Raw genomic sequence first — 12734 nt, 5'->3', positions numbered from 1 at the left:
TACAATGGAAGAAAAGAGTGAAATAATATTTGATAAGTTCGTATACTCCTGTGCCTTTGAGAAACACAGAGGGGATGAAGAATTTATACCGGAGCATTTTCTGGGATTTCAATTATCAGGAGAAACTCATACGTTCCATGCCCGGGGCAATACCATAGTGCCGGAAAATACTGTTGTGGTGGTTAGGAAGAATCAGCTGGTACGCACTATCAAATATCCGTCGAAAGAAGGAAAGTACCAGTTCCTTTCTATTACCCTCGACCAGGAAACATTGCAGCAATATGCCCTTGAGAATAAAATCCAGGCGCAGGCACGGTATGAAGGCAAACAGAAATTGTTTTTTGAGCCCGACGAATTTCTCCGGAGTTATTTTATTTCACTTTTGCCATACGCCAACAAGAAAAAAACGGCTACGCCCAAACTCGCGGATCTGAAGATCAGAGAGGCCATAGAGTTGCTGCTGCAAAGCAATCCTGATTTCAAACACCTGTTATTTGATTTTTCCGAACCATATAAAATAAACCTGGAAGAATTCATGCAGCAGCACTATATGTTCAATGTTTCCGTAGAGGCATTTGCGAAGCTTACGGGACGTAGTCTTTCGGGATTTAAGCGGGATTTTGCTAAAATATTCGGTACTACCCCCAGGCAATGGCTGAGGGAAAAACGACTCGATGAAGCTTATTACCTGATCAGGTACAAGCAACAGAAACCAGCAGATATCTACCTGGATCTTGGGTTTGAAAACCTGTCACATTTTTACTTCTCGTTTAAACAAAAATTCGGGCTTACGACGTCGGAAGTATGATCAAAGGTCAGGCTGGCCCTTCATTTTTTTCCTGAACTGCCTGAAAAGGAACAGGCAATAGACATAATAGCCCATGTAATCCCGTACGAGCTGCGACCGGTTCTGCCGGAATAATTCATCTTTTTTATCTGAGGAATATCCTTCCATGTTATAGTTAACAATTGTTACCGGAAGATATTGTTTGGGAAAATTTTTATCACCCCATACGCGGATATTGAGGGCATAATCAGCAGAGATGCGGTATTGAAGTTCGTAGGAATATTTAGAAAAAACGGCGGCGGGATATAGTATGGCCTGGTGATTAAGACAGTTTTTCGCCATCCGGTAGGCGGAGAACCTGCCGGTATACAGCCCGGGGCCTGTTTCCCCGTTCCGGTACCAGGCTTTACTGATTCCGTAATACACCGTATGTTCTTCTTTTAAAGTGGCTGCCAGTTCACTGAATCCGGGCAGCAGCCGGTCGTCAGCACCGAGGAAGTAAATCCATTTGCCCCTGGCTAAGCGGGCGCCTTTATTCAGCGCATCATAGATGCCCTGATCCGGCTCACTGATCCAGGTAAGCGGGAGGCGACCATTATAAGATTGGAGGCTGGCAACCGTATCATCCTTACTGCCTCCATCTACTACCACGATCTCCATTTTCCGGAATACCTGGTCGTTGATCGATTGCAAACAATCTTTTATTTCACTGCCTGCATTGTAGGTAGCTATGATTATACTGATGACAATATCCGTTGTTGCTAATGAACTGGTCATTTCTCCACTGTTATTTCTGATATCAATTCCTTTGCTGCCATAGGGCAGGCAGCTGCCAAAGATAGGTAAAGTAACTTTTTCTGCGCTATTTTCTATAGTTTTGCCGCTTTATCAACAGACGACCTGCATGAAACGCATCCTTTACACCTTTCCGCTGAATCCTATTGAAAAGTTCAGTGGAAGCCAGACACGGGCCATTACGCTGCTGCACTATTTCAGGGAGCGTGGAATGAAGGTTGATTTCTTCTCGCTGCAGGATATCTGGACGAAAACCACACCAGAAGGGATAGCTGCATTTGAGCAAAGCGGGCTGGTAGAAAACGCCTGGTTTATTCCGCGCAAGCCGACCAAAAAGAATCCCATTGCGTATTTCATCGGTTATAAATTAAGGCATCTTCTTTTCAGAAAGAAAATGGGAGCAGTAAAAGGTGCTATCCCTGATCTTATTACGCTGCATGTGCGCGAGCGATTCAACGAAATACTGGACGCGCACTCTTACGATTATATTATTGTCAGCTATGCTTCATGGGCGTACCTGATAAAAGACAATCCCAAAATCGGGAAGGCAGTGACCATTGCGGATACACATGATCTGCTGACGTCGCAACATCAGCACGACCGTCAATTTAACCTGGCCAATTCGCTGGAAGATGAGATACGGCGGTTGTCGCTGTTCGACCAGGTATGGACCTGTTCGCCGGAAGAACAATACTTCTTCCATCAGTTTATGAATAACGACGTAAGGTATATTGCTACGATGGCGGAACCGCCGGCCACCCCAAATACGGGAGTGGCGAAGGAATTCGACCTGATATACGTAGGCTCCCATAATCCGCACAATCTGACTGCGTCTAAATGGTTCTTTGAAAAAGTATATCCATTGCTGCCAGCCGATTACAAATTCTGTGTTATTGGTAAAATAGCTTCACATATACCGCAGGGACTGAAGAATGTGACGCTCATTCCATTTGCAGAAGATCTGGGGGAATATTATTACAAATCAAAGGTGGCCCTCTGCCCTATGCTGTCCGGCACAGGTGTGAAGGTAAAAGTGCTGGAGGCCATGTCTTACGGGTTGCCTATTGTATGCAATAGTCACGGACAGGATGGCTTACCTGATAAAAGCGACAACGGATGCCTTGTAACCGAGAACCCGGTGGAATTTGCCGGCTTCATAAAAAAATTGCTGAGCGAACCCGATTTTTATCAACAACAATGTACTCTCAGTAAAGCATCGTTTCTGAAAAATTTCTCTGCTCCTGTTATCTATAAAAAATTAGACGCTGCATTAGATGTGCATCACTCAGATGTTCACGCTAATCCCTGATTTTTGCAAAATAGTGTGGTGCAAACTTACTCATGTTATCAGTGATCAATCGTTGCGACTCGCGAATGCCCATGCCAGCTGCCACACCACCTATCAGCCAGCTGCCGATCACAGGAGTGAATCCATTAAATCGCGGGATATCAAAGTACTGCTGATATAAATATCCTTCTTCTCCATAATCACCGGTTGTTTCTTCCAATATTATCCCGTTCTTCACCACCTGTATATTAGCGCCTTCCCGGCTGAACACTGGCTTACGCACATAATCGCCAATAAGGGGTTTGCCATATTCGCAGGGCAATATGTAAGGAGAGTCGGGGAATAATTTATACAGCCACTTCAATAACATCTTATTACTCAGTAATGCTTTATAAGCGGGTTCTACCCAGTAACAATTCTCTTTAGTGCTGGTTAAATAAGTGCCGAACTCTTCATGAAACATCCACTCGTAGGGATACAGCTTAAAAATATTCTCTATCGGCTGTCCGTCTTTTGTGCAAAAGTGGCCGGCGTCGTTAATGCTGATATCTTCTATATACAGGAAGTCGTTTTTAATACCTGCCTGGTCGGCAATATCCTGCAAATACTTTACGGTGATATAATCTTCCTCACTATTGGAAACGCTGGAGAAAAACATTTTATCGCCCAGAAAATAAGGCTTGCAGACCTGCATATGCGCTAACAATTTCTCATGGATCGAATTAAACTGATCCAGCGATTTGTTATAATCTTCCAGCCAGTACCATTGAATCACACTGGCTTCCAGCAGGCCGGTAGGGGTATCGGCATTAAACTCCAGAAGTTTGATGTTCCGGCCGTCATAGGCGAGGTCCATCCTGCCGTAGAACGACATCATGTCTTCGTTCCACGACCATTTGATCAGCTCCGCATATTGCTCCGGAATAAAAAACTCTTTCCAGAGATTGTTGTCAATCACATGCTCCACTACCTTCAGACACATATCAAATATTTCGTTGGTAGCAGTTTCTATATCATCGACCTGAGCTGCTGTAAACTCATAGGCAGCATCTTCGTTATAGTAGTCTTTGTAATAAACAAAGCCTTGCTGTTTGATCTTATCTTCCCAATTATTTCTCTGGGTAATATTTATCCTTTTCATTTACCTGCAATTGATAAGTGTACTTATTCGCCCGCGGAGGAGTGGGCAGATGATCCAAAACCTGCTGATCTTACAGAAGGCCGGAAAGAAGAGGTGCTTATTTCCTGGAATGAGGCGCCATTGTATCTGCCAGGGTTTATCCTGTTATAATAAACGGGATACCAATAGCCGCCATAATATCTGTAATGATTATTGTTGACGATAGTGTCTTTCTGCTCATTGCCCGATATCCATTCATCATTATAGGTACGTGGGGTATTCCTGCATGCTGTAATGGCGAGTCCGAGTACAGAAGTCAGGGCTATTAATTTGGATTTCTTCATTTATTACATTATTTCCGGAGATATTATACGAATAATAATCCCAACATCACTGCGATCACTGCGCAAAGGTGCATAAGTTCCGCGAAAGTTTTGTATTGGCCTGGAACTAATACCCAGGAAATAATCTATTAAAATATTCTAGTATACCATAAATAAATTTTGTGCAGTCAAATAGCTGCGTTACATTTGCAACTAAATAACTGCATAAATGAAGATTCGTAGAGATGTCTTTCAAGCCCTGGCCGACCCTACCCGCAGGATCATACTGAGTCTGGTAGCCGTGCAGGCAATGACACCCGGGGCCATAGCGGAGAGTTTCGATTCATCGCGACAAACCATTTCAAAACACATTCAGATTTTAATTGAATGTGAGTTGCTGAATCAATCTCAATCGGGCCGGGAGATCTATTATCACCTCAACCCGGTAAAGCTGAAAGAAGTAGCCGACTGGCTGGATCCATACCGCAAAATGTGGGAAAGCAGGTTCGACGAAATTGAAGGATTGCTGGATGAAATGCAAAAAGGAAAACATAAACCCAAAAAATAAAATAACATGGCAAAGTCAATGTACCCCTGCCTTTGGTTTAACCATCAGGCCAGCGCTGCAGCAGAATTTTACTGTACCATTTTTCCGAATTCCAGGATCATCAACGACTCAGGAATGGTGGTAAATTTTGAACTGAACGGGCGATACTTCATGGGGTTAAATGGTGGAGATCAGTTCCAGTTTAACGAAGCCTGTTCATTTGTTATTCCCTGCGAAAATCAGGATGAAATTGATCATTACTGGCATAAGCTGACGGCCGATGGCGGTTCGGAAGGCCAATGCGGCTGGTGTAAAGACAAATTCGGATTTTCGTGGCAGGTAGTTCCGACGAGGCTGAATGAGTTAATGTCTGACCCGCAAAGAGCGCAGCGGGTAGTGCAGGCTTTCCTGAAGATGAAGAAATTCGATATTGCGGAATTGGAAAATGCTTAATCAGCGTGATTATGGCAAAACAAATTGAAGTTACCAGAACATTTAATGCACCCGTTCACCTGGTCTGGAAAATATGGACAGATCCGGAACTGGTTAAGCGCTGGTGGGGTCCGAAACATTTCATATCGCCGGTGGCCATCATCGACTTCAGGGAAGGAGGCAGATCTCTTGTTAGCATGAAGGCTCCCCAGGAAATGGGTGGACAGGAATTTTATTCTATCTGGGAATATCAAAAAATTATTCCACAGCAAACAATTGAGTTTATTCAGAACCTGGCGGATAAGGACGGGAATAAAACTGATCCCGTGAAACTGGGCATGCCTGCGGATTTCCCGTTAGATATCAGAACAGTGGTAACCTTCAACGAAACCGGAGATGGCAAAACCACCATGACGGTTACAGAATACGCCGAATTTGGCTCTATGAGCCAGTTTGCGCAGATTGGGCTGGAGCAGAGCGTGGAAAAGATGGAGGCTATTTTCAAGTGAACGGGGCTATGGCAGCTGGTGTACCAGGCAACCGGTACCTGATACACCTTTGCTCATGGAACAACGATTACTTTTCCATCAACACCGCTACCGAACGGGCAGGTATATCCACTATGCCTGTATTATCCACTGCATCCGGGTTTTCCGGCGTTGCCAGGTTAAAACCAACGGCCTCGTGCCCGGCTAATGTCACTTTTGCCCGGATGCTTTTTTCTTTTTCCATATTGGCAATCACCACTGCTTTCTTCCCTTCGGCTGTCTGGAAAACAGTGTAGCGGTGAAATCCGTTGGCGCTCACCTGAGCACCTGTTACATCTTTAAAGTCAGCGTCCCAGAGCCATTGTTTATAGCGGCGTCTGAGCGCATCTATCTTCTTACCATATGCTAATGTTAACGGAAAATCATTGACATGCCCTTTAAAGAAATAGGGCTCATAACTAATGATATAACGATCCAGTAAAATCAGGTTGAGTTTTTCCCGGTCGTCGACCCCTGTAACGGCAACTACCAGCGGCGCATGGGGATCAATATATCTGCAGATAGGCGTTGAAGCCAGGTTCATCCTGAAATAAGAACAGGGATAATACTGCATCAGCCAGTCCTGGTGCCCTTCACCGGCGAAAAGAAAATCAGCATTCTTTTTATGCGCCATATCATTCAACACTGCTCCCATGGGCATATCCCCACCGTATATAAACTTCGGCGCCGTATACCCATGATCGGGAGCAAAGTTATACAAGACAGGACCGTGGTGGCAATTTTCATCGAACAACCAACCGGAAGGTTCCAGATCCAGTATTTTTTGAAACTCCCTTGCCGCCAGCTGCTGATATCCGGGACTATTGAAATCCATGATCGAACGACGGTGATTATTGATACCTGCCAGCTGAGTAGGCGTAAAATAGCTGTAGCCGCCGGCTTCATAGGCTATTCCGTAAGGATCTTTGGCTTCGTATTTATACAATTCGTCCTTGTAGGCCTGCGTTGTTTTATCGGCCCAGTTTATTTTTCCAAACAGGATGATCTTAACGCCCAGGCTTTCAATTTTCCGGATTACCGCATGCAGATCATCGAATGTACCCAAGTGTGGGTCAAAGTCCTGCAGCGGATCGTTCCCATCCTGCCCTAATTTATTCCAGCCTACCAACTGAATAGCGGCCACACCATTATCTGCACATTCTTTTCCGTATTGATACAAATCTTTAAATGATACTCTCCGGTCGTCTTCCGGAGAATTGATCTGTAACTGCATCCAGGAGTGTACGTCCTGTATCCAGTCTGGCAGATGTGGCGGGTGGAACCATGTTTTCCGCCAGACTTTATAAACGTCCACACCAGCCTGCCAGTCTCCCTTATAACCCGTAAACATAATGGGGATCAGCTCCGTTGTTGAACCAGGTGCCGCAAATAAAAAATGACACAGGCGGAAGTCTGTATTCACGGTGATGCCTGAAATACTGTCTGTTTGCGGTACGAGCGCATTCACGGAATTGATATTCGCCGGATGTTGTTCAAATGTATATTCCACCAGGTAACGCAGCGTAGGATCCTGTATACCTACATAAAGCCCCTGCCCGGCAGATTGCAACAGGCAATATAAACTGTGGTGAGACTCTTTGGTTTTAACGGGATTGAAGACGCCCCAATAGCCTTTTCTGTTATCGAAGTTGGGATAAATTTCTTCCGAATCCAGGTTACCATACCACATGGTGCGGGCATTTAGAAAAGTATTCTTAGCAGGTGGATTTAAATCGGCGAGGTATGGGTATTCAACTGTTTCTATTGTCAGATCCGTATTATTAATCAACTTACCTGCGAAGGTTAATTTTCCATCCGTTAAAGTAACGGTGGCGTTGAACGTGATGGGCAGTGTGCCCCCATGTTCACTTTTTAAATTCTTCCATTCAAAACGGATTTCCTGTTCTGAAACTTTTCTCACCACGGCGCGCTGTTGACGGCCATCAATGAAATTATAACGCCGGTCCGGCAGCGGGGCGTGCATCCTGAAAGAAATGCCCAGCGCGGCTCTCCGGTCGATCACCCATCCCGTTTCCAGGTTCTCCAGCCGCACGATGGCGCCGGTTTCCCTGTTGAAAATGATCCTGAGTTTTTTGTCGCTCAGCTCAATATCAGCCGCCATCGACATCCCTGTTTGCAATACCAGTAAAAACATCATCAATGCCGTCAGCCACTTTTTTTGTGCATCTTTTTTCATTTACATAACGTTTTTAATCATTTACAAAGGCCTGTTATAATTCTTTGCCATAGATTTCTATATCTCCCAACGTTTCTTTCATTCCTTTATTTACCCGTATACGAACATACCTTGCCTTTACTGCTGGTATGCTGATGTTGATACTTAACGTGGCAGGATTCACACGGATGGTTGCAGTAGTCCATTTGCGGTTATCCTGGCTTACTTCTACCTGTAATGATCTTCCATCAATCATCTTACCGTTCGGCTCCCGGGGATAAAGCAAGGCAAGCCTGCTGATGAGATAGTTTTTCCGGAAATCGAATCTGATCCATTGTTCGCCCGTCCATCGACTGGTGGTAGAGCGGCTTCCATCGGCGATACTGCTGATATCTGCAGCGGGGCTATCTGATGTGATGAGCATATCGGGCAGCATGCAGAGATTAAAATTGCCGTGGTTTGCCTGCAGGTAGAGATTGAAGAAATGATCTCCCCGGCAAACGGTAATATTTCCGGGAGACAACGCCTGCAATTGCTCCTCCAGTGCCTGGATATTTTCCGGGGTCATTTTCCAGGAAACGCCCTGGGCGGATAAAAACAGCGGTTGTTTTCCATCGAATTTCTTTATAGTGTCGCTCCAGGAATGAAAGATCTGTTCGATATTACCTGCATAACCGGGCCGGTTGGGGACGAATGGCATGCGTTCGTCGATGATGCAGGGCTTTAATGCTGCTCCCCTGCCCCAGTCTTCCCTCGTATTGCCATACAGGTATGGGCAATTATCGGCATAGATCTTCATTTGCGCGGGACTGACTTCATCCCAGATGGTAATAATTCTCAGGCCGCATTGTTCCAGGTACTTAGCGGAAAAACGGGTATAAGTATCCAGCAATGTGTTGTCGGGCATGTTAAGCTTTTTTCCCAAAGCGTCGTAGATCAGGGCATATCCGAGTCCTGACGGGCCCGACGCGAAGCAGTCATTGGCAGTAGCAGTCTGGTAATAGTAGTTCAGCATTTGTGGCGCTATGTCATACAGTGCGGGGCTTATCGTCCAGTTAATCGGGATAGTTCCTCTTTTCTTATCCTGCCATAGTTTCACGAGTGAGTGCTGGCAATACTGGATATTATCGCCATCGCTCATATAGATAGCCAGATAGATCTTATTCTTTAGCACCGGCATTTTAGGAACTGCCGGAAGATGTATGGTATGTGACTGACCGGCGAAAACAGTAGCGTTCTCGAAAAAGTCGGCCGCAATGGTAGGAATACCGTGTTTAGTGCCGAGGCCAACACCGGAGCGTTCCTCCGGCCACCATCCCAGTATGCAGCTGCGCCCCTGGGGCATGTCGTTCAGGAAACGGTTTGCCAGCAGGGAGTCTTCCTTCTTGCGGGGATCCAGCCATATGACGGCCGATTTAGTAGCAACGGCGATATCGCGGATGTAGTTGGAAAAGCCCGGCGCCAGGCTCACATATAATCTCTTATTGCATTGCTGCCAGTAGTGGTCGTAAAGATATCTGTATACTTCTAACGGCGTATTCAGTTGCAGGTTTCTCAAATCCGCCAGTACCGGAAGTACAATCCCATTGCTCTTAAGCACATCATTTAAAGAGTCTGTTATTGGCAGGGCGTTTTTAATACCTCCAATGGTAGTGGCCAGGTTAATAAAATGTACGTTTTGTTTACTGCTAAACAGGATAACCCCTGATACTTCATCTTTATACTTATCTATTAATTTCAATGGCGACGCTATTTTTCTTGTTTGTAAATTCAACGTCGCCGACCACCAGTCTTTCCCTTCTTCCCGTTTTTTATCCATCAGATAAATACGTGGTTTAATGCTGTTAACTAATCCCTGCAGCGCCGTGACGGCTAATTTCTCCAGCGGGGATAAGGATAGTTCACCCATATCCAGCAGGTCAATTACGGTATCCGGTTGGGCGAAATATGGCAGGGCGTTGTTCTCCGGCCAAACCATTTTTCCTGTCTCACGGTGCTGACCATACGAAATAAGCGATATAAGACAGAGAAAAAATAAGAGGCTCCAACTGTAATGACTATAGCTATTAAATGTGCGCATTGAAGTATTGCAAATAGTTTTATGAATTGTTTTTCCGGACCATTATCTCAACAGTGCTGGCTCCGAAACGAGCATGAGATGCTTTTAGCGTGATACGCCCGGATTGGCCGGGTTGTGTTTTTACCCAGACAGCCCCTGCCCCACCGTTTTCTTCCAGATTAAAGGAATTAGTTCCGATCATCTCTCCCGGACCCTCGATTGTAAAATCGACCTTTCCTCCGGCGAAGGGCCGGTGAGCGCCGTATTTATCTGCCACGAAAAACATGACCCTGGTAGCATCGGCCCCATCAGCGAGCAGTTCTTTATCGTCTGCGGCCAGCAGTAATTGGTCCTGTTCGGGATCTGCACTAAAACTCCGTGACAATAGCAGCTTAGCGCCGATAAAGCCTTCGATCCGCAATTCCGGATGCCCGCTGTCATCTATTTCAAGATCCGTAACGAAAGGCGGGTATTTCAGATTAGGATAATTGATATGGTCGGGACGCAGCGTATCAACATGATGGCGGCCGACAAATATCTCGAGTCGCTCGCAGTTGGAAAAAATAGCGGCATGCTTTCCGGGGCCGGTTGGCGACTGCGGCCCGAAATCCCAATAGAAGTTGGGATGGATCACCGGCTTCAAGCCCGGATCTACCTGTGACTGATAAAAGGAAGCACCTATTTTGGGAATGCGGAAAACATCGGCCACGCCAGGGTTTTTGATTCCCTTGTACGAATTAACAAGACTGGCATACTCAAACGCGCACCAGCCGATGACGCCGCAATTACGCGGATTACCTGCAGCCCTATTGTGCGCCTGCGCGTGGTACAATGCCTGCAGCTGCTGTATCGCCGGGGCCGCATCCCGGCGGTACGTGCTATTGAATCCCTTTCTTTCGACATAATTAAATTGTCCGACTGCCTCCGCAAGCATATAAGGAACACCTTCCAGCGGGTCAAGAATACCCACGCTGCCATCCGGCTCAGCATGATAATCATCGAAAGCAAATACATCTTCCGCCCAATCTTTTGTGGAATGGGAAGTCATAGATCCGGAGCTGGGCCGCGAATCGTCGAGGTTCCGGGCAAGGGCCCTCGTTCGCTTATAAAGCTCTACCTCGTTGGGAGATTCGTTGACGCGAGTGCCCCAGACAATGATGGAAGGATGATTCCGGTCTCTCGTAATCATATCTGTTACATCGCGGACCATTAATTCCTTCCAGGCCTCATTTCCGATATAATTCCAGCCGGGGATTTCTTCCCATACCAGCAGTCCCAGCTCATCACAGGCATCCAGGAAAGCCTCGGTTTGCGGGTAGTGAGAACAACGTACGATGTTGCAATTGAATTCTTCCTTCAACATTTCCGCATCATGGCGCATGACCCTGTCGGGCAGTGCGAAGCCGGCATACGGAAAGATTTCATGGCGATTGAGTCCAAAAAGCTGGAGCCGGCGGCCATTCAGGCAGAAGCCGTCGTTCGTAAACCGGGCTTCCCGCAGTCCGATCCTGGTCTGGTATTCATGTGGTGCTTGTCCGTTTACCAGCAGCGTAACCGTTATATCGTAAAGAAAAGGGTTATCGATATCCCACAGGGTCGCTTCTTTCAGATCTGAAAGCACCAGTGTAGTGGTAGTTTTACCGGGTTCTTTCAGCAGCAGTGATTTACTGGCTGACGCAACGATGTGTTGTGCTGTTTTCATCTCCGCCTTTAATTGTACGGGGCCCTGCGGTAAAGCCGCCGTATCAACCGTGCAGGCTACTTCTATAAATCGGCCGGGGTCGAGCACCCTGACCGGCTTTGCGAAAACATCGCTGATAAAGGTCTTTGGCACAGCGGCTAGTTTTACAGAGCGGTGAATACCTCCCGGTTCCAGGTAATCGATACGCTTTGCGCCTACGGGAGCGCCCTGAGGGGGCACATTGCTCCAGCGTGCATCTACGATGACGTTTAGCGTATTTTCGGTGCTTATCCAATCTGTGACCTCATAGCTGAATGGCAGATAGCCTCCAAGATGTGGGGGCAGGCTATGCCCGTTGATGATGGGGGTAGCGCCCACCATGACGCCATCGAAATGAAGGAAGACACGCATCCCGGCCATGTTGGCGGGGAGTATAAAATGTTTGCGATAGATCCAGAGATCCTGCCAGTCGGCAGCATTCCATTCCCTCCAGGGGAGGTTTACAACGCAATGTGGTAACGTAACCGGCGAGAAAGCGGAGTCGTTTGCGTTCAGCATGGCGGGGTTGAATTTTCCACCGAAGAGCCAGTTTTGGTTCAGTGAGATGATCCGGCCGGGTTTGTTTTTGAAGATCGGGCTGTTGAGCAGCGGGGTACCGGCGAGGGCGATAGCGGCTGTGGAGCAATGCCGGATGAATTTTCGCCGGGAGTAGGCGCCTTGTGAATCAGGTTTGGTGACAGATTGATTCATAAGATGATGGTTTTAAGCTTCCGGACCTGTGGAGGAGGGAAGTGCTGTAGCGTGGAATTGTTTTTTGATGATGGCCGAAGGCGGGTTTCACGTGATTCAAGCGGGGGCCATGTAAGACAAGATAGGGAAAATTTGGGAGGGAAGGGAGGAAATTTTGAGCGCCTGAAGTAGGAATTTTACCAATCAATGTACAAACCGCGAAGCGCTAATTCCCCCCAACTTCTCATGCAAAAATTCCTCCCCCATCCA

11 protein-coding genes are annotated in these 12734 nt (G+C 46.7%); 5 read left to right on the top strand and 6 right to left on the bottom strand.

Annotated elements, in window-relative coordinates:
- The first annotated feature begins 4 nt into the window (after positions 1-4).
- Entirely contained in the window at positions 5-808 is an 804-nt protein-coding gene (locus UNH61_RS08010; RefSeq protein WP_326991555.1) for an AraC family transcriptional regulator, read from the top strand.
- On the opposite strand, the gene UNH61_RS08005 is transcribed toward UNH61_RS08010, so the two are convergent.
- The gene (locus UNH61_RS08005) at positions 809-1564 is read right to left on the bottom strand and encodes a glycosyltransferase family 2 protein (protein WP_326991554.1); all 756 of its coding nucleotides are present in this window, start codon (positions 1562-1564) and stop codon (positions 809-811) included.
- Between the two features lie 127 nt (positions 1565-1691).
- On the opposite strand from UNH61_RS08005, the gene UNH61_RS08000 reads away from it, so the two are divergent.
- Entirely contained in the window at positions 1692-2891 is a 1200-nt protein-coding gene (locus UNH61_RS08000; protein WP_326991553.1) for a glycosyltransferase, read from the top strand.
- Here the strand turns inward: UNH61_RS08000 and UNH61_RS07995 are convergent.
- Entirely contained in the window at positions 2881-4011 is a 1131-nt protein-coding gene (locus UNH61_RS07995; protein WP_326991552.1) for a glutathionylspermidine synthase family protein, read from the bottom strand. The two genes, UNH61_RS08000 and UNH61_RS07995, sit on opposite strands and share 11 nt — an antisense overlap.
- Positions 4012-4034: 23 nt before the next feature.
- The gene (locus tag UNH61_RS07990; RefSeq protein WP_326991551.1) at positions 4035-4334 is read right to left on the bottom strand and encodes a hypothetical protein; all 300 of its coding nucleotides are present in this window, start codon (positions 4332-4334) and stop codon (positions 4035-4037) included.
- 208 nt (positions 4335-4542) lie between these two features.
- Between UNH61_RS07990 and UNH61_RS07985 the strand changes: the two genes are divergently transcribed.
- The 3 genes from UNH61_RS07985 to UNH61_RS07975 are packed head-to-tail and all read left to right on the top strand — an operon-like array spanning position 4543 to position 5801.
- Entirely contained in the window at positions 4543-4881 is a 339-nt protein-coding gene (locus UNH61_RS07985) for a metalloregulator ArsR/SmtB family transcription factor (protein ID WP_326991550.1), read from the top strand.
- A gap of 6 nt (positions 4882-4887) precedes the next feature.
- Positions 4888-5313: a VOC family protein gene (locus UNH61_RS07980; RefSeq protein WP_326991549.1), complete on the top strand. Its 426-nt coding sequence runs from the start codon at positions 4888-4890 to the stop codon at positions 5311-5313.
- An 11-nt stretch (positions 5314-5324) separates the two neighbouring features.
- The gene (locus tag UNH61_RS07975; RefSeq protein ID WP_326991548.1) at positions 5325-5801 is read left to right on the top strand and encodes an SRPBCC domain-containing protein; all 477 of its coding nucleotides are present in this window, start codon (positions 5325-5327) and stop codon (positions 5799-5801) included.
- A 67-nt stretch (positions 5802-5868) separates the two neighbouring features.
- Here UNH61_RS07975 and UNH61_RS07970 read toward each other — a convergent pair whose 3' ends face one another.
- Genes UNH61_RS07970 through UNH61_RS07960 form a run of 3 tightly spaced genes read right to left on the bottom strand, consistent with a single transcriptional unit; the run spans position 5869 to position 12485 of the window.
- Positions 5869-8016, bottom strand: coding sequence for a hypothetical protein (locus UNH61_RS07970; protein WP_326991547.1), 2148 nt, complete (start codon positions 8014-8016; stop codon positions 5869-5871).
- A gap of 34 nt (positions 8017-8050) precedes the next feature.
- The gene (locus UNH61_RS07965) at positions 8051-10075 is read right to left on the bottom strand and encodes a discoidin domain-containing protein (protein WP_326991545.1); all 2025 of its coding nucleotides are present in this window, start codon (positions 10073-10075) and stop codon (positions 8051-8053) included.
- A 19-nt stretch (positions 10076-10094) separates the two neighbouring features.
- The gene (locus UNH61_RS07960; protein ID WP_326991544.1) at positions 10095-12485 is read right to left on the bottom strand and encodes a glycoside hydrolase family 2 TIM barrel-domain containing protein; all 2391 of its coding nucleotides are present in this window, start codon (positions 12483-12485) and stop codon (positions 10095-10097) included.
- Positions 12486-12734 lie beyond the last annotated feature (249 nt).

This window comes from Chitinophaga sp. 180180018-3 (assembly GCF_037893185.1).
In the GTDB taxonomy this organism is placed as follows: Bacteria; Bacteroidota; Bacteroidia; order Chitinophagales; family Chitinophagaceae; genus Chitinophaga.
Note: the sequence above shows the minus strand (reverse complement) of the source record. Positions and strands in the feature narration are given on the sequence as shown.

Excerpts from the sequence above, each read along its gene's own strand:
- UNH61_RS08010 (WP_326991555.1), top strand. The coding sequence starts at position 5 with ATGGAAGAAAAGAGTGAAATAATATTTGATAAGTTCGTATACTCCTGT.
- UNH61_RS07975 (WP_326991548.1), top strand. The coding sequence starts at position 5,325 with ATGGCAAAACAAATTGAAGTTACCAGAACATTTAATGCACCCGTTCAC.
- UNH61_RS07960 (WP_326991544.1), bottom strand. The coding sequence starts at position 12,485 with ATGAATCAATCTGTCACCAAACCTGATTCACAAGGCGCCTACTCCCGG.
- UNH61_RS07965 (WP_326991545.1), bottom strand. The coding sequence starts at position 10,075 with ATGCGCACATTTAATAGCTATAGTCATTACAGTTGGAGCCTCTTATTT.
- UNH61_RS08000 (WP_326991553.1), top strand. The coding sequence starts at position 1,692 with ATGAAACGCATCCTTTACACCTTTCCGCTGAATCCTATTGAAAAGTTC.
- UNH61_RS07970 (WP_326991547.1), bottom strand. The coding sequence starts at position 8,016 with ATGAAAAAAGATGCACAAAAAAAGTGGCTGACGGCATTGATGATGTTT.
- UNH61_RS07985 (WP_326991550.1), top strand. The coding sequence starts at position 4,543 with ATGAAGATTCGTAGAGATGTCTTTCAAGCCCTGGCCGACCCTACCCGC.
- UNH61_RS07980 (WP_326991549.1), top strand. The coding sequence starts at position 4,888 with ATGGCAAAGTCAATGTACCCCTGCCTTTGGTTTAACCATCAGGCCAGC.
- UNH61_RS08005 (WP_326991554.1), bottom strand. The coding sequence starts at position 1,564 with ATGACCAGTTCATTAGCAACAACGGATATTGTCATCAGTATAATCATA.
- UNH61_RS07990 (WP_326991551.1), bottom strand. The coding sequence starts at position 4,334 with ATGAAGAAATCCAAATTAATAGCCCTGACTTCTGTACTCGGACTCGCC.
- UNH61_RS07995 (WP_326991552.1), bottom strand. The coding sequence starts at position 4,011 with ATGAAAAGGATAAATATTACCCAGAGAAATAATTGGGAAGATAAGATC.